The 18,404-nt window shown below is 71.9% G+C and carries 14 protein-coding genes and 1 pseudogene; 7 read left to right on the top strand and 8 right to left on the bottom strand.

The genetic code is table 11. The annotated features are described in order from the left end of the window. Window positions 1-139 precede the first annotated feature (139 nt). A complete protein-coding gene (locus ACZ6I3_RS24320) occupies window positions 140-1,372 on the bottom strand; it encodes a M20 family metallopeptidase (protein WP_469417310.1) in 1,233 nt (410 codons plus the stop codon). A 300-nt stretch (window positions 1,373-1,672) separates the two neighbouring features. On the opposite strand from ACZ6I3_RS24320, the gene ACZ6I3_RS24315 reads away from it, so the two are divergent. Continuing rightward, window positions 1,673-2,374, top strand: a complete 702-nt coding sequence (locus ACZ6I3_RS24315; protein ID WP_469417294.1) for a class I SAM-dependent methyltransferase — start codon at window positions 1,673-1,675, stop codon at window positions 2,372-2,374. 763 nt (window positions 2,375-3,137) lie between these two features. On the opposite strand, the pseudogene ACZ6I3_RS24310 reads toward ACZ6I3_RS24315, so the two are convergent. From ACZ6I3_RS24310 to ACZ6I3_RS24295, 4 genes and pseudogenes are all read right to left on the bottom strand, one after another. Further along, window positions 3,138-4,184 (bottom strand): annotated as a pseudogene (locus ACZ6I3_RS24310) (ferritin family protein); the annotation flags it as partial. Window positions 4,185-4,231: 47 nt separating this feature from the next. After that, on the bottom strand, window positions 4,232-5,170 hold the full coding sequence (locus tag ACZ6I3_RS24305) for an N-acetylneuraminate synthase family protein (protein WP_469417292.1): 939 nt from the start codon (window positions 5,168-5,170) through the stop codon (window positions 4,232-4,234). A gap of 13 nt (window positions 5,171-5,183) precedes the next feature. After that, on the bottom strand, window positions 5,184-6,458 hold the full coding sequence (locus ACZ6I3_RS24300) for a cytidylyltransferase domain-containing protein (RefSeq protein WP_469417291.1): 1,275 nt from the start codon (window positions 6,456-6,458) through the stop codon (window positions 5,184-5,186). A 35-nt stretch (window positions 6,459-6,493) separates the two neighbouring features. Further along, the gene (locus tag ACZ6I3_RS24295; RefSeq protein WP_469417289.1) at window positions 6,494-7,840 is read right to left on the bottom strand and encodes a DUF6716 putative glycosyltransferase; all 1,347 of its coding nucleotides are present in this window, start codon (window positions 7,838-7,840) and stop codon (window positions 6,494-6,496) included. 198 nt (window positions 7,841-8,038) lie between these two features. Here ACZ6I3_RS24295 and ACZ6I3_RS24290 point away from each other — a divergent pair, with 198 nt between their 5' ends. The 4 genes from ACZ6I3_RS24290 to ACZ6I3_RS24275 all read left to right on the top strand — a co-directional run bounded on the left by ACZ6I3_RS24290 (window position 8,039) and on the right by ACZ6I3_RS24275 (window position 12,769). Continuing rightward, window positions 8,039-9,025, top strand: a complete 987-nt coding sequence (locus tag ACZ6I3_RS24290) for a glycosyltransferase family 2 protein (RefSeq protein ID WP_469417287.1) — start codon at window positions 8,039-8,041, stop codon at window positions 9,023-9,025. Beyond that, on the top strand, window positions 9,025-10,356 hold the full coding sequence (locus tag ACZ6I3_RS24285; RefSeq protein ID WP_469417285.1) for an alpha-2,8-polysialyltransferase family protein: 1,332 nt from the start codon (window positions 9,025-9,027) through the stop codon (window positions 10,354-10,356). Before ACZ6I3_RS24290 ends, ACZ6I3_RS24285 begins: the two co-directional genes overlap by 1 nt. Before the next feature lie 274 nt (window positions 10,357-10,630). Continuing rightward, window positions 10,631-11,785 (top strand): acyltransferase family protein, encoded by a 1,155-nt coding sequence (locus tag ACZ6I3_RS24280; RefSeq protein WP_469417283.1) that lies wholly within the window; start codon window positions 10,631-10,633, stop codon window positions 11,783-11,785. A 63-nt stretch (window positions 11,786-11,848) separates the two neighbouring features. Next, a complete protein-coding gene (locus ACZ6I3_RS24275) occupies window positions 11,849-12,769 on the top strand; it encodes a class I SAM-dependent methyltransferase (protein WP_469417282.1) in 921 nt (306 codons plus the stop codon). A gap of 9 nt (window positions 12,770-12,778) precedes the next feature. Here ACZ6I3_RS24275 and ACZ6I3_RS24270 read toward each other — a convergent pair whose 3' ends face one another. Continuing rightward, window positions 12,779-13,429: a TetR/AcrR family transcriptional regulator C-terminal domain-containing protein gene (locus ACZ6I3_RS24270; protein WP_469417280.1), complete on the bottom strand. Its 651-nt coding sequence runs from the start codon at window positions 13,427-13,429 to the stop codon at window positions 12,779-12,781. A 74-nt stretch (window positions 13,430-13,503) separates the two neighbouring features. Between ACZ6I3_RS24270 and ACZ6I3_RS24265 the strand changes: the two genes are divergently transcribed. Then, a complete protein-coding gene (locus ACZ6I3_RS24265) occupies window positions 13,504-14,922 on the top strand; it encodes an FAD-dependent oxidoreductase (protein ID WP_469417279.1) in 1,419 nt (472 codons plus the stop codon). 14 nt (window positions 14,923-14,936) lie between these two features. Here the strand turns inward: ACZ6I3_RS24265 and leuE are convergent, their stop codons facing one another. Both leuE and ACZ6I3_RS24255 read right to left on the bottom strand, forming a co-directional pair. After that, the gene (leuE, locus tag ACZ6I3_RS24260; protein WP_469417277.1) at window positions 14,937-15,590 is read right to left on the bottom strand and encodes a leucine efflux protein LeuE; all 654 of its coding nucleotides are present in this window, start codon (window positions 15,588-15,590) and stop codon (window positions 14,937-14,939) included. Window positions 15,591-15,634: 44 nt separating this feature from the next. Further along, a complete protein-coding gene (locus tag ACZ6I3_RS24255; protein WP_469417276.1) occupies window positions 15,635-17,215 on the bottom strand; it encodes an acyl-CoA mutase large subunit family protein in 1,581 nt (526 codons plus the stop codon). 149 nt (window positions 17,216-17,364) lie between these two features. Between ACZ6I3_RS24255 and ACZ6I3_RS24250 the strand changes: the two genes are divergently transcribed. Beyond that, window positions 17,365-18,258, top strand: coding sequence for a L,D-transpeptidase family protein (locus ACZ6I3_RS24250; RefSeq protein ID WP_469417308.1), 894 nt, complete (start codon window positions 17,365-17,367; stop codon window positions 18,256-18,258). Window positions 18,259-18,404 lie beyond the last annotated feature (146 nt).

The raw sequence follows: 18,404 nt of genomic DNA, 5'->3' as shown, positions 1-18,404 counted from the left end.
CCGTTCTTGACCAAACTTCCTGTTTCGTGTGCCTGGCTGGACTGTGAGCTCCCCCCCCCCCGCCCCCCCCCTCCCCCCCCCCCCCTCCCCTCCCTCCCCCCCCCCCCCCCCCCCCCCCCCCCCCCGATCCTGGCCGGTTCTAACGGAGACCGTTGACCAGGGCCGCTGCCGTGAAGAGTTCCACGCCGACCGTGATCGCCGACTCGTCGACGTCGAAGTCGCCCTGGTGGAGGTCGCGTACATGGCGCTCGCCGGGGGTGCGTACGCCCAGTCGGGCCATGGCGCCGGGGACGTGCTCCAGGTACCAGGAGAAGTCCTCGCCGCCGAGGCTCTGCTCGGTGCCCAGGACGGAGTCGACGCCGCGACGGGCGGTCATGGCGTCGCGCAGCAGTTCGGTCACGCCGGGCTCGTTGACGACGGGCGGCACGCCGCGTACGTAGTTGATCTCCGACTTGGCGCGGTACAGGTTGGCGATCTCGTCGATCGCCGCGACCACGACGTCGGGGGCCTGCCGCCAGGCCTCGATGTCGAGGCACCGCACCGTGCCGGAGAGCTCGGCGTGCTGCGGGATCACGTTCGGCGCGTGCCCCGACTCGACGCGGCCCCAGGTGATGGCGAGCCCGCTGCGGCTGTCGAAGCGGCGGCCGACCAGGGCGGGTACGTCGGTGACGACGCGGGCGGCCGCGGTGACCAGGTCGGTGGTGAGGTGGGGGCGTGCGGTGTGGCCGCCCGGGCCGTCGAGGGAGATCTCCAGCCGGTCGCAGGCGGAGGTGATGGGACCCTCGCGGAGTCCGATCTTCCCCGCGTCCACCCGGGGGTCGCAGTGCACGGCGATGATCGCGCCGACCCCCTCCAGCGCCCCGCACTTGATGACGTCGGCGGCGCCGCCGGGCAGCACCTCCTCGGCGGGCTGGAAGATCAGCCGGACGGGGCGGGGCAGCAGGCCCTGCTTGTGCAGGTCGGCGAGGACCAGGCCGGCGCCGAGGACGGCGGTGGTGTGCACGTCGTGGCCGCAGGCGTGGGCGCGGTCGGGCACGGTCGAGCGGTAGGGGCACTCGGCCTTGGTGTCCGGGATGGGCAGGCCGTCGATGTCGGCCCGCAGGGCGAGCATGCTGGGGCCTCCGTCCCACTGCTCGCCCTCTACGCCGATGTCACAGACGAGTCCGGTTCCGACGGTGAGTACGCGCGGCTTGAGGCCGGCCCGCTCGAGCCGCTCCTTGATCGCGGCCGTCGTGCGGAACTCCTGGTTGCCCAGCTCCGGGTGCATGTGCATGTCGCGCCGGAACGCGATGAGCTCTGCGCGCAGGGCGTCGGGCAGTGCGCCGGGAAGTACGGCTTCGCCGGGAAGATCGACCTCGGACTCCAGTGACATCAATTGCTTCACCCTCTGAAGGGTAGGGCGCCAGGGCGGTCGACTGACCCTCGATCAACAAAACTTCAACCCGTTAGGGGAAGAAAATATGACCGCCGGACGTATAGCTATCAAGTGAGATGGGTAAACTCGCCAGCCTTTTGGGCCGAGCCGGTCACCGCATCTCGCGGAGTGTGATATCGGCCACGCCTCCGTCACGACTCCGGTACCCATCCATCCTCTCCACGGATACCACGCCCCGCGCGGGGAACACCGCCTTGTTCATCTGCCGGACGTACACCGCCGAGTAGTGTGCGGCCCGTGCGCGCCGACAGCCCCGAGTTCCTCACAGCCACCCAGACCTCGTACGACGCCATCGCGGAGGCCTATGCCGCCGGGTTCCCCGACAGCCTGGCCGGAAGACCGCTGGAGCGGGCGCTGCTCACGGCCTTCGTGGACCTGGTCCGGGCGCCCGGGGCGGCTGTGCGGCCCCCGGTCGCGGACATCGGCAGCGGCCCCGGGTACGTCGCGGCCCGGCTGCACGGGCTCGGGCTGCCGGTGTTCGGCATCGACGTCTCGCCCCGCATGGTGGCCCTGGCCCGCCGGGCGCATCCGGGGCTGAGGTTCCACGTCGGTTCGATGACGGCCCTCGACCTGCCGGACGAGACGCTCGGCGGCATCGTCGCGCTCTACTCGATCATCCATGTGCCGGACGATCATCTGCCGACGGTCTTCGCCGAGTTCCACCGCGTGCTGCTGCCGGGCGCGCCGCTCCTGCTCGGCTTCCAGTCCGGTGACGCGGACGGGCATCTCCGCCTCACCGAGCGCTTCGGCAGTCCGATCTCGCTCGACTACTACTGGCGCACCCCGGAGTCGGTCGCGACCGCCCTCACCGAGGCAGGCCTGCACCTCCACGCCCGCGTGTTCCGGGAGCCGGAGGGCGAGGAGAAGCAGCCCCGCGCGTTCCTGCTGGCCTACAAGCCGGGCCCTGCGGAACCCTGCCCGGGGGTGAGCCGACCTTGAGGTCACGTGGGTCCGCCCTGGCGGGCGCTCGGGCCTGCTCGGCAGGAGCGCAAGCACGCCGTGGGGCGTGAGGCCGTCGCCGCGTGGCCTGCCTGATCTGGCAGCTGGACGGCAGCCGCTCCCGCGAGGGGTGGCCGAGCTGTCGGGGGCGGCCCCGGTACTCGAAAGGCCCTGCGGGGGCGTCAAATCGGCAGGGGCGATCCGCAGCCACTCCCGCGAGGAGTGGCCGAGCTGCCGGGGCCCGCCCCGGGTCGCCTAAGGGCCCTGCGGGGCGTCAGCCGGCGGCCACCGCGCCCGCGGCGTCCGCCGGGCCCGTCCTGCCTGCCGAGCGGACCGCCCTCGCCGGGCCGGACACGCTCGCCCTTCCCGTCGGGCCCGGGATGCCGGCCGGACCAGCCGGGCCGGTCGTGCTCGCCGAACCCGGGACACCCCCCGGACCGGCCGGGCCAGTCATGGTCGCCGAACCCGTCGGGCCCGTGACACTCCCCCGGCCGGCAGAACCGGTCGCGCTCGCCGAACCCGGGACACCCCCCGGACCGGCCGGGCCAGTCATGGTCGCCGAACCCGTCGGGCCCGTAACACTCCCCCGGCCGGCAGAACCGGTCGCGCTCGCCGAACCCGGGACACCCCCAGGGCCGGCCGGGCCGGTCATGGTCGTCGGGCCCGTGGGGTCCGTGGCGCTCGCCGGGCCGGGCATGGTCGTCGGGTCCGGGAGGCTTCCCGGGTCGGTGGGGCCTCCGACGGCGTCGGGTGTACCCCCCGTGGACAGCCGGTGGACGTCCCGGGCCGTGCCCGTCACCCCGGACAGGAAGCCCTGGGCTCGGGGGGACGCGTGCTCGGTCAGCCAGGCGGGGTCGATGTCGCAGACCGCCACGCGGACCTCGGTGCCGGAGAGGGCCAGGGGGAGGGTGTGGACGACCGTGGAGGGGAAGCTGAGGATCGTGCGGCCGATGGGGCCGCGGCGGGCGATCAGTTCCAGGGGGAGTTCGGGGCGGACGATCTCCAGACCCGTCTCGACCGCGAGGCGGCGGAGCTTGGTCGGGCTCTCGCGGCGGTGGGCGAAGTAGCGGGTGGCGCCGTGGGCCGCGGCCAGGGCGCGGACGGCCTCCAGATAGCGGTCGTCGTCGACGACACCCGTCTCCACCAGGGACGTGCCCACCATGTCGGCGCCCTTGGTGATGCGCGGCGGGCCGAACCGGGCCCGGGTCCAGGCGAAGTCGTTGGCGCTGATCGTGACGCCCTCGGGGGTCTCCTCCATCGGCATGGAGGAGAAGATCTCGACTTGGCGGCTGCCGCCGGGCGTGAGGCGGCGGCGCGCCGAGGAGGACACCGGCGCGAAGATCAGGTCGCGGGGGCCGGGGCGGCCGCCCTTGCGGTGCCAGCGCACCAGCCGCTCGCCCCGGGCCAGCTGGCCGACGAACTCCATCGTGGCCGTGCCGTCGTCGACGACGACCAGGTCACGGGCGCGGGTGATCGTCAGCAGGAGCTGGACGTAGCGGGAGAAGGGGTCCCCCAGGACGATCCGGCGGGCCTTGCGGAGTACGCCCGTCAGGCCGCCGATGGTCTGGAAGGGCGCGAGCGGACCGCCGCGCGCCTCTTCCCAGCGGACCTCGTGCCCCTCGTCACGGGCCAGGTCGGACATCCGTCGCAGCTGGCCGCGTGTCATCGGATCGACGGGCGACAGCACCACGAGGGTGAGCCCCACGCCGGACGCATGCGCGTGCGCCCACTCCAGCACGTTCAGCAGCTGTACCGGACTCTCGACGAACGCGAGAGTGTGGGGGCCGGCGTTCCCGGCGCGGGGGCTCATCGACGTACGACCGTCCCGTCGTAAGGGGTGTTGTGGGGGGTGTGGGATCAGACGCCGACCGGCTCGCCCGCCGCGTCGGCGATCTCCGCCTCGGCGACCACACCGCTGACGCGGCGCAGCTTCTTCATCGGGCCGAGCTCGGACTCGTAGACCTTCTTCACGCCGTCACCGAGGGAGGCCTCGATGGTGCGGATGTCGCGGACGAGGCGCGTGAGGCCCTGCGGCTCCACGGAGGCGGCCTGGTCCGAGCCCCACATGGCGCGGTCGAGGGTGATGTGACGCTCGACGAAGGTGGCGCCCAGGGCGACCGCGGCGAGGGTAGTCTGCAGGCCGGTCTCGTGGCCGGAGTAGCCGATCGGGACGTTCGGGTACTCGGCCTGCAGGGTGTTGATGACACGGAGGTTGAGCTCCTCCGCCTGCGCCGGGTAGGTCGACGTGGCGTGGCACATCAGGATGTTCTCGCTGCCCAGGACCTCGACCGCGTGGCGGATCTGCTTCGGGGTGGACATGCCCGTGGAGAGGATGACCGTACGGCCGGTGGCGCGCAGGGCGCGCAGCAGCTCGTCGTCGGTCAGGGACGCGGAGGCGACCTTGTGGGCGGGGACGTCGAACTTCTCCAGGAAGGCGACGGCCTCGGTGTCCCACGGGGAGGCGAACCAGTCGATGCCGCGCTTCTTGCAGTAGGCGTCGATCTGGCCGTACTCGTCCTCGCCGAACTCGACGCGGTGACGGTAGTCGATGTAGGTCATCCGGCCCCAGGGGGTGTCGCGCTCGATGTCCCACTGGTCGCGCGGGGTGCAGATCTCCGGCGTGCGCTTCTGGAACTTGACCGCGTCGCAGCCGGCCTCGGCGGCGGCGTCGATCAGCTTGAACGCGTTCTCGATGTCGCCGTTGTGGTTGATGCCGATCTCGCCGGTGACGTAGACGGGGCGGCCCGGGCCGGCCTCGCGGGTACCGAACTTGCGGATGCGGGAGTTGGTGCTCATGGCGCAGATGTCCTTACTTGGTGAGGGAATCGAGAGAGGGGCCGAGGATCCAGCTGGCGATCTCTCGGATCGCGCCGTCGCCACCGGGGACGGTGGTGACCGCGCGTGCGGCGCCGCGCACGACGTCGTGGGCGCTCGCGACCGCCACGGGCCAGCCCGCGAGGGCGAAGCACGGGAGGTCATTGACGTCGTTGCCGACGTAGAGCACGCGCTCCGGCGCGATGCCCTGCTCCTCGCACCACTGCTTCAGCGCGAGGTCCTTGCGGTCGATGCCGTGGAGCACCGGGAGCTTGAGCTTCCGGGCCCGGGCGGCGACCACAGGGTTCTGTTCCGTGGACAGGATCAGCATCTTCAGGCCGCTCCTGCGGAGGGCCGCGATGCCGAGTCCGTCTCCGCGGTGCACGGAGACGAACTCCCGTCCGTCGGAGTCGACGAGCACCCGGTCGTCGGTCTGGGTGCCGTCGAAGTCGAGGACGACCGCGTCGATGTCGTCGGCGGTCGGGAGCGCGCCGGGCCGGTCCGCGTCGAAGAGCGGGGCCAGGGCCCGGGCGCGGGCGAGGTCGTGCGGGTCGTCGATCTCCAGCACGCGCGCGGGGTCGGTGCGCACCAGTTCGGTGCGGCCGAAGAAGCGGTGCTGGTGCTTGCGGAAGCCGACCGCTTCCATGCCGTAGGCGGCGCCGGTCTCCAGGAGGTCCTGGGGGCGGTCCTGGCGGCGGGGGCGGAAGGACTTGTCGTGGTTGACGCCGTAGCCGCCGCCGGTGGCCGCGTCTGCCTCGGAGACGCTGCCGGCGGCGACAGCGTCCTCGGCGGCATCGGCGTCCCGCCAGACGAACCCGTGGAAGGGGGCCACGGTCACCGCCGTGTCGGCGCCGTTCTCGACGATCGCGCCCGCGACCCCGTCGATGTCCTCGCGGGTGATGAACGGGCTGGTGCACTGCACCAGCAGCACCACGTCCACGACCGCGCCGTGCAGGGCCTCGTGGGCGTCCACGGCGTGCAGGACGGCGGCCTCGGAGGTGGCGGTGTCACCGGCGATGGCGGCGGGCCGCAGGACGACCTCGGCGCCCGCCTCGCGGGCGGCGGCCGCGATGGCCTGGTCGTCGGTGGAGACCACGACGTCCGTCACGAGCCGGGCGGCGCGGCACTCGCGCACCGCACGCGCCACCAGCGGGACGCCGCCGACGGGGAGGAGGTTCTTCGCGGGCACGCCCTTGGAGCCGCCGCGCGCGGGGATCACCGCGAGCACACGGCGCACCGAGGCGCCTTGGCCCGCTTCCGGTTGTGACATGGGGACTACTCCTTGGGCAGGGGATTCAGGGCGGCTCACAGCTCGCCCATCCGCCGGATGACGGGCGCCACGCGCTGCACGCCGTGCCGGTAGGCGCCGCGCGCCGCCCGGCGCACGATCTGCCGGACCGGTCCGGGGTCCTTGTCGGCGGCGGGCGCGCCGGGCAGCGGGGTGCCGTCCGGGCCGAGGTGGTGGCGGGCGAGGATCCCGGGCAGATAGCCGGGCGCGGTGACGGGTGTGTAGTACGGGGCCAGCGGGGGCAGGCCGCCGGGCCGGCCGAGCAGCTTGGCGATGCGTTCGCGGGCCGCGTCGAAGGCGGAGTCGTACGAGCCGTCGGCGACCACGCCCTGCCGGGCGACCCAGTCCTCGTCGGGCGCCGGCCGGTGCCCGGCGTCGAGCTGGTCCCAGGAGGCGAGGCAGCCGGAGCCCACGAAGTGGTGGTTGCCGAGCGACTCGCGGATGCCGAGGTCGGTCAGGACGACGGTGGGGATCCGGCGGTGCAGCGACTCCAGGGCGGCCGTGGAGCTGATGGTCACCAGCAGGTCGGTGCGGTCGAGGACCTCGCCCATGTTTCCGTAGACCAGGCGGAAGTTGTCCGGCGGATCGAGGCGCTGCACCAGCTTCTGGTACGGCAGTTCCTCGATGTGGGTGGTGTGTTCGCCCGGCTTGGAGCGCAGCTTCAGCAGCACCTCGCGCTCGGGGTGCCTGCGGGCGTGCTGCACCAGCCGGTTCAGCAGGTACGTACGGTCCTTGCGGCTGTCCGGGACGGACGGCTGGGCGGCGAAGACGACCGTGTAGGGGTCGTGCTCACCCTCGTACGGCGCGCCGCCGAGGAAGGGCAGGGCCACTTCGGTCACCGAGGAGGCGTCGGCGCCCACTCCGTCGTAGACGGCGCGGAAGCGGTCCGCGTCCTGTCGGGAGTTGGCGAGGACGAGGTCCGCGCCGTGCCGCAGCAGCAGGCCGTCGGCGAGCTTCTCGTAGACGACACCGACGTAGCCGGTGACGACGACGGGCCGCTCGGCGCGGTCCTGCCAGAGGCGCGCCAGGCCGTGCAGCATCGCCTGTACACCGCCGCCGACGAGGGCCAGGACCAGGAGGTCGTACGACTCCTCTTCCATGGCGCGCAGGAACTCGACGGCGGTGACCTCCCGCAGCGAGTCGGCGCGCACGCCCACTTCCTCCAGCTGGCGCGGGGTGGGCGTCGCCCGGCCGCGCAGCAGGTAGCCGTCGAGGACGGGGCGGACTTGCGCGCCCTCGCGCGGTCCGGCTTCCATGGACGGGCCCGGGGCGATGCGGTCCGCGGTCAGCGCACCCCATTTCCATCGGGTGTCTGAGTCCGCGAGGACGGCGATTCGCGGGCGCTTCGGTGTACTTGCTGGCACGTCTACGACGCTAGGAAGCGAATCCGAGGTATGGCGGAACCGCGACTCAACGAAAAGTTAACAACACCCCACCGAGAGCCGAACTGGCCCGCCGGAAGGCCGGAAGTACACGGGGTGCACCGTTCTGACACATTGAGTTCACCCGGTGTACGTTCATCGGAAAGTTGCGCTGCCGGGCGGGCTCCTAACGTTTTGCAGGTGCCTAAGCTTTCCGTGATCGTGCCGTTCTACAACGTGCAGCAATATGCCCCGGACACCCTCAGAAGCCTTCGGCTGAACGCCGACCGCGATTTCGAGTTCATCCTGGTCGACGACCATTCGAGGGATGAGACCCCGGCCATTCTCGAACGAGCGGCCGAGGACCTCTCCGATGTCGCCCAGGTGCGTTACATCCGCCATGAGGAGAACGGCGGGCTCGCCACCGCCCGGAACACCGGCCTGGACGCGGCCCAGGGCGAGTACCTGACGTTCCTGGACGGCGACGACTGGCTGGCCCCCGGCTACCTCACCGAACTGGTGTCCGCCATGGATGAACTGGGATGCGACTTCGTGCGCACCGACCATGTGCAGGCCACCGCGCGCGCCCGTTCCGTGAGCCGGGTGCCCGTCGGCCGCCGCTGGGAGGTGTTCAGCCCGCGGGACGCCATCCTGCCCGCCCACCGCTCGACGTCGGTGGACTACGCCTACGCCTGGGCCGGCGCCTATCACCGCCGCCTCCTCGACCAGGGCGTGCTCCACTTCACCCATGGTCTGCGCACGGCCGAGGACCGGCCGTGGATCTGGAAGCTGCACCGTGAGGCGGAGTCGTTCGCCGTGGTGAGCCTGCTGGGTGTGTTCTACCGGCGCGGGGTGGCCTCGTCACTGACCCAGATCGGCGATGTCCGCCAGCTCGACTTCATCCGGGCCTTCGACCAGGTGATCGAGGAGACCGCGTCGGACCGGGAGGCCGACCGGCTGCTCCCCAAGGCGGTGCGGACCTACTGCGCGATCATCGCCCACCACCTCTCCAACGAAGACAGGTTCGAACCGGCCGTGGCCAGACAGCTGCGGTCGATGAGCGCGGCGGCCATCAAGCGCATGCCGCAGGACGCGCTCGGTGACGCACTGGAGGCGATGGACATGGACCGCTCGTCCAAGCTGCGGCGCCTGCGGCGCAGGGCCACCACCACGGAGGCGGCCGCCTGATGCCCGGGACCACTCAGATCTTCTGCGCCTCGACGCTGTACGGCGTCGCCACCCTGGCCGCCGCGATCGACTCGGACCTGTTCGAGGAGCCGGACCGTCGTGTGCTGCTGGTGTTCAACAACTCCGCGACCCCGGAGACCACCCCGGCCCTCGACGAGATGCCGGGCTTCGCGCCGCTGCGCGAGCACTTCGACGAGGTGCTGTCCTGGAACGAGGCCATCCGCCCCTTCCACCCCGGGGCCTGGACGCCGCGCTCCGACGACATCCCGCTGTTCGAGCGCTATCTGCGGATGCTGTGGGGCCTCGGCGACAACCGCGTGAGCCTCGTGCTGGAGTCCATCCAGGTCGCGCCCGCCCTCACCGTGGCCCAGCTGTTCACCGACGCCCCCATCGACGTCTACGCCGACGGGCTGATGAGCTACGGCCCCACGCGCAACAAGCTCGACCCGCTGGTCGGCACGCGGGTGCGGCGGCTGCTGCACCTCGACCTGGTGCCGGGGCTCACGCCGATGCTGCTGACCGAGTTCGAGGTGCCGGCGCACCTGGTGCCGACGCCCGCGTTCCTGAAGGTGCTGGGCGAGGTCACCGAGACCGTCCCCGAGCTGCCCGACGTGCCCGCTGACGCGGCACTGCTGCTCGGCCAGTACCTGTCGGCGCTGAACATCCTCTCCCCCGAGGAGGAAGAGGACCTGCATGTGCGGATGATGCGCGGCGCTGTCGCCCAGGGGCACCGCACGGTCGTCTTCAAGCCGCACCCGACCGCGCCGGCCCGTTACAGCCGCGCCCTGGAGACCGAGGCCGAGAAGCTCGGCGTGGACCTCACCGTGCTGGACACGCCCGTCCTCGCCGAGGTGCTGTTCGACCGGGCCCGGCCCGCGCTGGTCGTCGGCTGCTTCTCGACCGCGCTGTTCACGGCCTCGGCGCTCTACGACCTGCCGGTCGCGCGCATCGGCACCGAGTTGCTGCTGGAGCGGCTGACGCCGTACCAGAACAGCAACCGGATCCCCACCACCCTGGCGGACGCGCTGCTGCCCGACCTGGACGGCGGGCAGGACGGCGACGTCCTCCCGGCTGAGCGGCTGTCCGGCCTGGTCACCGCCGTCGGGTTCACCATGCAGCCGCAGATCTACCCGGAGCTGCGCCCGCAGGCGGAGCGGTTCCTCTCCCGGTATCTCGGTCCGCGCACCCGGCGCTACTTCAAGAAGCGCCGTCTCACCTCGCTCGGCCTGCCCGGCGGTATTCCGCAGCGGCTGGCATTCCTGCCGCGCAATTCCACGGCACGCCGGGTGGTCCGGCGGGCCAGGGCGCTGCGCAAGGCGGTACGCCGCTGAAAACGTATGCCGAGCACCGCAAAGGCGTCGGTCCCCCGTGGAGGCGGACCGGCGCCTCCGCGTTTTCGGCTGCGCACGGCCGACGATTCGCTCCGCGCGGCCGACGTTTCGGCCACCCGCGTCCGACATCCAGATGAATCCATGGAAACAGGAAGGCGAAGCCTGTTTCCGTCGAACGTTTAAGCGTCAATTCCCGTCCTAGGGTGACAGGCGGCGCCCTGCCCGCCCACAGGCGGCTCAGGTGAAGGACATACGAGCTACAGAGGTTTCCAGCGTGACCGAGACGGTCGTCAGCACCCGCAAGCCCCGGCCCGAAGTCAGCGTGCTGGTCGAACCACCGGGAGCCCCGACCGCCCCGCGGCGCAAGAGAGGCTCCGGCGGCCGGCTGCGTGCCCTGGACGGACTGCGGCTGGTGGCCGCGCTGATGGTGGCGGCGTACCACTACGGCGGTCGCGACGGTGAGGTCTCCGAGGCCTGGGGCAGTTCGCCCAAGGTCCAGTTCCCCACCCTGCACGAGTTCTTCGCCTACGGCTGCCTCGGCGTCCAGGTCTTCTTCGTGATCAGCGGGTTCGTGATCTGCATGAGCGGCTGGGGACGTCCCCTGAAGTCGTTCTTCGCCTCCCGCGCCTCCCGGCTGCTGCCCGCCTACTGGGTGGCGGTCGCGATAGTCACGGTGGTGTTCGCGCTGCCGGTGGTGGCCTACAAGGCGGTGTCACCGAGCGACGCCCTGGTCAACCTGACCATGATGCAGATGCCGCTCGGCGTGGACCGGGTGCTCGGGGTGTGCTGGACGCTGTGGGCGGAGGTCCGCTTCTACGCCCTGTTCGCGCTGTGCGTGGTGCTCCCGGGGGCGAGCCGCCGCCGGGTGATCATGTTCTGCGCGGGCTGGATGCTGGCGGCGGTGATCGCGGACAACGCGAACATGCCGCTGCTCGACATCGTCCTGATGCCCGAGTACGCCCCGTACTTCATCGGCGGTGTCGGCCTCTACCTCGTCCACCTCGACCGGCGGGACGCCTACGCGTGGGGCATCGTCGCCGTCAGCTGGCTGATCGGGCAGCACTACGCGGTGCAGAGCCTGTGGCACGCGGCCGGCGCGGACGGCTTCTCCTACCGCTCCTCGACCGGCATCGTCCTCGTCGTGACCTTCGGCTTCCTGGCGGTCGCGGCGATCGCCCTGGGCTGGCTGCGCTGGGCCAACTGGGGCTGGCTGACGGTGGCGGGGGCGCTGACCTATCCGTTCTACCTCGTCCACGAACACCTCGGATGGGTGGTGATCCACGCCCTGCACCGCGGCCTGGGCCTGCCATCCGGGGCGACATTCGCCCTGACCGCGGCCTCAATGCTGCTGCTCGCGTGGCTGCTGAACCAGTATGTGGAGAAGCCCCTGACGCCACGGTTGCGGGCAGTGCTGGCGAAGGATCGCTGAGCTGTTCACGGGACGTTCAACCGTCCGTCGGTTGGGGCAACGCTCAGAGAGAAGGCTCGTCTCATGACCAACGCACAAGCGACCGACAAGCACCCCGGCGAACTCACGGATGTTCCGGGCTGGTTCCCGCCGCTGGACCAGATGCTGTTCACCTGGTTCCTGGAGCGGCAGCGGAAGCAGGACATAAGCGGTGACCTGCTGGAACTCGGCGTCTACATGGGCAAGAGCGCGATCCTGCTCGGCCATCATCTCCAGGACGGCGAGAAGTTCACGGTCTGCGACCTGTTCGAGGGCGACGCCCCGGACGGCGCCAACCAGGCGGAGTCGGCGAAGTCGTACGCCTCGCTGACCCAGCAGACCTTCGAGCGGAACTACCTCTCCTTCCACGACGACCTGCCCACCGTGATCGCGGCCCCCAGTTCCGTGGTGTCCGAGAAGGTGGCCCCGGCCACCTGCCGCTTCGTCCACGTCGACGCCTCGCACCTGTACGAGCACGTGCACGGCGACATCGGCGCGGCCCACGACATCCTGGTGCCCGAGGGCATCGTGGTCCTCGACGACTTCCGCTCCGAGCACACCCCGGGTGTCTCGGTCGCCGCCTGGGAGGCCGTCCTCAACCGCGGTCTGCGCCCGATCTGCCTCAGCACGCAGAAGCTGTACGGCACCTGGGGCGATCCCGAGCCGCTCCAGGAGGAACTGCTCGACATGCTGCGCCGGCGCTCGGACGTCGGGCTGAGCGTGCAGTCGGCGGCCGGGCACCGGCTGGTCCGCGCCCGGTCCCGGGGCATGAAGCCGCCGCCGTTCCCGGCCTCCCGGCACTATGTGGCGCCCGCGGCACCGAAGGCCCCGGCCGCCGAGGTGACCGAGTCCCGTGCGGCGCGACCGGCCCGGCCGGCCCCGTCCCGCGCGCGCCGGCTCGCCAAGGACCTGCTGCCGCCCCTGGTCACCCGGGCCGTACGGCGGGCACGCGCGAAGCGTTCCTGACGCGGGGTTTCATGAGACCCCGTAGCGCGCCCCGATCCCGTCGATCACGAGGGCGAGTCCCTCCTCGAAGTGCTGTTCGTAGTCCTCGAAGATCTCCGCGCCCGCCTGGGCCGACAAGGGAAAGTCGGCCATCAGGCGGGCGCGTTCGTTCACGTCGTAGCCCTCGCGGCGCTCGTCCGGCAGGGGCCGCACACCCTGCTCCTCGGTGACGAAGCCGAGCGTGTACATGTACGCCGTGGTGAGCGCCCGGACCGCCTGGGCGAGGGTGAAACCGGCGGCCGTGAACAGGCGCAGGTTCTCCTCCAGCTGCCCGGCGTGCTCGATGCCGGTGAAGCGTGAGCCGCTGAACACCTTCGCGCCGTCCCGGTAGCCGAGCAGGGCCGCGCGCAGCCCCCGGTTGGCCTTCAGCAGCCGTTCCCGCCAGGTGTCGGCGGGGTCGAGCGAGGCCCCGGCGACCATCCGGCGGTACATCTCCGTCGCCATCTCGTCTAGCAGCGCCTGCTTGTCCTTGAAGTGCCAGTAGAGGGCGGGCGCCTTCACGTCCAGCTCCCGGGCGATGGCCCGCAGGGTCAGGCCGTCCAGGCCCGCCTCGTTCAGCAGCCGCAGGGCGGTGTCCGCGACCCGCCGGCGGTCCAGGGGCTCACGTCGTTCCGTACTCACACTTGACAACTTAACACCGTTAAGGCAATCCTCGGGAACGAGGGCACTTAACAGCGTTAAGGAGAGGGTGGATCATGGACACGGACGTACTGGTGGTGGGCGCGGGCCCGACGGGCCTGGCACTCGGCATCGACCTCGCCCGGCGCGGTGTGAACGCGCTGGTCGTCGAGCGGGCGGAGGCGCTGTTCCCCGGCTCCCGGGGCAAGGGCATCCAGCCGCGCACGATGGAGGTCTTCGACGATCTGGGCGTGCTGGACGCGATCCGCGCGGCGGGCGGCCCCTACCCGGTGGGGATGATCTGGCAGGACGGCAGGCGGGCGGGCGAGCACCGGATGTTCGACCCGGCCGAGGCCGGCGAGGACGCGCCATACACGGAGCCGTGGATGGTGCCGCAGTGGCGCACGCAGGAGATCCTGCACGCGCGGCTGACCGGGCTGGGGGGCGAGGTGGCCTTCGGCCGGGAGCTCGTCGGCCTGACGCAGGACGACCTCTCGGACGGGGTGCGCGCGGAATTCGCCTCGGGCGAGCCCGTCACCGCCCGGTACGCCGTCGCGGCGGACGGCGGCCGCTCGACGGTGCGCGGACTGCTCGGCATCGGCATGGCGGGCGAGACCCTCGACCCGAACCCGACGCTGGTGGGCGACGTCCGGATCAGCGGCCTGGACCGGGACAACTGGCACATCTTCCCGCCGGCCGGGGACGGCGACGGCTACCTCGCGCTCTGCCCGTTGGCCGGCACGGAGGACTTCCAGCTGGTGGCGCAGTTCCCGGACGGGACGTCCCCGGACCTCTCGCTGGAGGGCATACGGAAGGTCGTCGCCGCCCGCTCGCACCTCGCCCCCGAGAGCGTGACGGAACTGCGCTGGGCCTCGGACTTCCGCCCCCGGGCGGCCCTGGCGGACCGCTTCCGCGCCGGGCGGGTCTTCCTCGCCGGCGACGCGGCCCACGTACACTCCCCCGCCGGCGGCCAGGGCCTCAACACCAGCGTCCAGGACGCCTACAACCTGGGCTGGAAGCTGGGCGCGGTACTGCGCGACGGCACGGAGGCGGCCCTGCTCGACTCCTACGAGGAGGAGCGGCGTCCCGTCGCCGCCGACATGCTCGGACTGTCCACCAGCGTCCACCGCGGCGAGACCCGGCGCGGCGCGGCGACCCGTCAGCTGGGCCTCGGCTACCGCGCGTCGTCACTCACGCGGGAGACCCGCACCGACCCCGGACCGGTACGGGCCGGGGACCGCGCGCCCGACGGGACGGTGGACGGGACCCGCCTCTTCGACGCGTTCCGCGGACCGCACTGGACGCTGCTGTCCCTGGGCGGGGCGCGGCCTCCCGCCCTCGGCCAGCAGGTCGAGCGGGTGCGGACCATCCACGGACCGGCGCACGGGGCCTACGGGGCAGGGCTGTTCCTCGTACGGCCCGACGGATATGTCGGCTGGGCCGGGGACTCGGAGACCGGGCTGGCGGAGTATCTCGCCCGGTTCGGCCACGCCTGAGGCGGCGTGAGGCGCTACACGCTCGACGCCAGGGACAGCTTCACCGCGAAGCCCAGGAACAGGGCTCCCGCCGCCGACGTCGCGCCCGCGGCGAGACGCTTGCGGCGGCGGAAGGCGGCGGCCAGCCGGGTGCCGCCGAATATCAGCGCGCTGAGGTAGAGGACGCTGGCCAGCGTGGCGAAGGCGCCGAGGACGACGAAGGAGACGGCCGGATAGGCGTAGCCCGGGTCGACGAACTGCACGAAGAAGGCGACGAAGAACAGGATCGCCTTGGGGTTGAGAAGACTGATGACCAGCGCCCTGCGGAAGGGCCGTTCATCGGCCGGGGCCCCGGGCGCGCCCGCGTCCGCGGCCCGCTCATGGCGGGTCCGCCACAGCCCCCGGGCGGCGCGCAGCATCCCGACCGCCAGCCAGGCCAGATACCCGGCTCCGGCGTACTTCACGATCCCGAACAGCACGGCGTTCGCCTGGAGCAGCGAGGCGACCCCGGCCGCCGACAGCGTCATCAGCACCGCGTCCCCGCACCACACCCCGGCCGCGGCCCGATACGCGGTGCGCGACCCGCGCCGCGCGGCGACGGAGATCACGTACAGCGAGTTGGGACCGGGCAGCAGGACGATCAGGACGAGGCCCACAAGGTAGGTGGGCAGATCGATGACACCGAACATGCAAAGGAGTGTCGCACGCGGGTCTGACACTCCCCCTCCCCCGGTCAGAAGACGTCCGAGGGCTGATACGCCCCCCACACCTCCCGCAGCGCGTCGCACACCTCGCCCACGGTCGCCCGTGCCCGCAGGGCCTCCCGCATCGGGTACAGGACGTTGTCCGAACCCTCCGCGGCCTTCTTCAGGGCCGTCAGTGCGGTGTCCACGGCCCGCTGGTCGCGCTCCGCGCGCAGCCTGGCGAGGCGTTCGGCCTGCCGGGACTCGATGGCCGGGTCCACGCGCAGTGGCTCGTACGGTTCCTCCTCGTCGGACCGGAAGCGGTTGAGGCCGACCACCACCCGCTGACCGGAGTCGGTCTCCTGCGCGATGCGGTAGGCGTTGCGCTCGATCTCGCCCTTCTGGAAGCCGCGTTCGATGGCGGCCACGGCACCGCCCAGCTCCTCGATCCTGGCCATGAGCTCCACGGCCGCGGCCTCGACGTCGTCCGTCATCCTCTCGACGACGTAGGAGCCCGCGAGGGGGTCGACGGTCGCCGTCACGTCTGTTTCGTAGGCGAGGACCTGCTGGGTGCGCAGGGCCAGGCGGGCGCTCTTGTCGGTCGGGAGGGCGATCGCCTCGTCGAAGGAGTTGGTGTGGAGGGACTGGGTGCCGCCGAGGACCGCTCCCAGGCCCTGCACGGCGACCCGGACCAGGTTCACCTCGGGCTGCTGGGCGGTCAGCTGCACCCCGGCCGTCTGCGTGTGGAAGCGCAGCATCAGCGACTTGGGGTTCCCGGCGCCGAACTCCTCCTTCATCACCCGCGCCCAGATCCGGCGCGCGGCACGGAACTTGGCGACCTCCTCCAGGAACGTCGTACGGGCGACGAAGAAGAACGACAGGCGCGGCCCGAAGTCGTCGACGTCCATCCCGGCCGCGACCGCCGTACGGACGTACTCCACGCCGTCGGCGAGGGTGAAGGCGATCTCCTGCGCGGGCGAGGCGCCCGCCTCGGCCATGTGGTAGCCGGAGATGGAGATCGTGTTCCACCTCGGGATCTCGGCCTTGCAGTACTTGAAGATGTCGGCGGTCAGGCGCAGCGAGGGCTTCGGCGGGAAGATGTACGTCCCGCGCGCGATGTACTCCTTCAGCACGTCGTTCTGGATCGTGCCGGTCAGCTTGTCCGCGCCGACGCCCTGTTCCTCGGCGACCAGTTGGTAGAGCAGGAGCAGCAGGGCCGCGGGGGCGTTGATGGTCATCGAGGTCGAGACCTGGTCCAGCGGGATGCCGCCGAACAGCACCCGCATGTCGTCGAGGGAGTCGACGGCGACGCCGACCTTGCCGACCTCGCCGTGCGCGAGGGGGGCGTCGGAGTCGTGGCCCATCTGGGTGGGCAGGTCGAAGGCGACCGACAGGCCCGTCGTGCCGTGGGCGATCAGCTGCCGGTAGCGGGCGTTGGACTCCGTCGCCGTACCGAAGCCCGCGTACTGGCGCATCGTCCAGGGCCGGCCCGTGTACATCGACGGGTACACGCCTCGCGTGAAGGGATACGCCCCCGGCTCCCCCAGCTTCTCCGCCGGATCCCAGCCCTCCAGAGCCTCCGGTCCGTAGACCGGCTCGATGGGCAGCCCGGACTCCGACTCACGCGCCATGGTGCGATGCCTCCCGCCGAGCAGTGGGTGGTCGGGACCTCGCTCCCCACCATGCCCCCTGGTTCGCGACGGGGCCCGCCGGGGGAACATCTGAGGTGACATCCGGGCACACCGGTGAGACGACAGGGGGCCGCGTGCGTACCACGGGCATGGGGAGAGCGATCGCAGCGGCACTCGCCGCGCTGGCCGCGGTGGCCGCGCTGCCCGGCTGCACGGTGCAGCCGCCCGACGGCGACGGAAAGCGCCGCTCGCCGGTGCACATCGAGTTACCCGACAGCACCCCGTCCCCGGCGCGCACCCCGACAGGCGGCGGCACTCCGACCGGCGGCGGTACTCCGACCCGCGGGGGCAGCCCTAGCACCGCTCCCGTCCCGCCCGACGACGACAAGCCCAGCGCGGCACCCGCCCCGCCCCGCGTGCTGTGGTCGCGCGGTGCCACCGGCCGGGACGTCCGCGAGCTCCAGGCGCGGCTGCGGCAGGTCGCCTGGCTCTTCGAGGGGCCGACCGGGACGTACGGCGAGCAGACGGAGCGGGCGGTCAGCGGCTTCCAGGGCAAGCGCGGCCTGCCGCGCACCGGGCGGACCGACACCGTCACCTGGCAGCGGCTGCTGGGGATGACCCGCGAGCCGGGCCGATGGGACCTGTATCTGATGGGCGGCCAGCCGGCCGACCCGCCGGACCCGCGCTGCCGGGCCGGCCGGGTGCTGTGCATCGACAAGACCAGCAGGACACTGCGCTGGATGATCGACGGGCGGACCGTGTCGACGATGGCGGTCCGCTTCGGCTCGAGCGGCACGCCGACCCGGGAAGGTGTCTTCTCCGTCTACTGGAAGTCCCGCGACCATGTGTCGACGCTCTACGACTCACCCATGCCCTACGCGATGTTCTTCAGCGGTGGCCAGGCCGTGCACTACTCGACGGACTTCGCCGCCCGGGGCTACGCGGGGGCCTCGCACGGCTGCGTCAACGTACGGGACGAGGCGGCGATCGCGGAGCTGTACGCGCAGGTCCGCGACGGCGACAAGGTCGTCGTGTCCTGGTGAGGACGCGGGACGGAGGTGCGGGAAGTTGGGGCGGGGGGGGGGGGGGGGGGGAAGGGGGGCTCCCCCCCCCCCCCCCCCCCCCCCCCGCTCCCGGGGGAAACCCCCCCCTTCGCCCCTTTCCCCCCCCCCCACCCCCCCCCCCCCCC

The sequence above is a fragment of the Streptomyces sp. NPDC041940 genome, assembly GCF_055589465.1.
The sequence above is the reverse complement of the archived record's forward strand: the minus strand, read 5'-3'. Positions and strand labels throughout refer to the sequence as shown.

Bases quoted from the DNA above. Each gene is read 5' to 3' on its own strand.
- ACZ6I3_RS24250 (WP_469417308.1), top strand. From the start codon at position 17,365: ATGGGGAGAGCGATCGCAGCGGCACTCGCCGCGCTGGCCGCGGTGGCC.
- ACZ6I3_RS24300 (WP_469417291.1), bottom strand. From the start codon at position 6,458: ATGTCACAACCGGAAGCGGGCCAAGGCGCCTCGGTGCGCCGTGTGCTC.
- ACZ6I3_RS24275 (WP_469417282.1), top strand. From the start codon at position 11,849: ATGACCAACGCACAAGCGACCGACAAGCACCCCGGCGAACTCACGGAT.
- ACZ6I3_RS24265 (WP_469417279.1), top strand. From the start codon at position 13,504: ATGGACACGGACGTACTGGTGGTGGGCGCGGGCCCGACGGGCCTGGCA.
- ACZ6I3_RS24255 (WP_469417276.1), bottom strand. From the start codon at position 17,215: ATGGCGCGTGAGTCGGAGTCCGGGCTGCCCATCGAGCCGGTCTACGGA.
- ACZ6I3_RS24320 (WP_469417310.1), bottom strand. From the start codon at position 1,372: ATGTCACTGGAGTCCGAGGTCGATCTTCCCGGCGAAGCCGTACTTCCC.
- leuE (WP_469417277.1), bottom strand. From the start codon at position 15,590: ATGTTCGGTGTCATCGATCTGCCCACCTACCTTGTGGGCCTCGTCCTG.
- ACZ6I3_RS24285 (WP_469417285.1), top strand. From the start codon at position 9,025: ATGCCCGGGACCACTCAGATCTTCTGCGCCTCGACGCTGTACGGCGTC.
- ACZ6I3_RS24305 (WP_469417292.1), bottom strand. From the start codon at position 5,170: ATGAGCACCAACTCCCGCATCCGCAAGTTCGGTACCCGCGAGGCCGGC.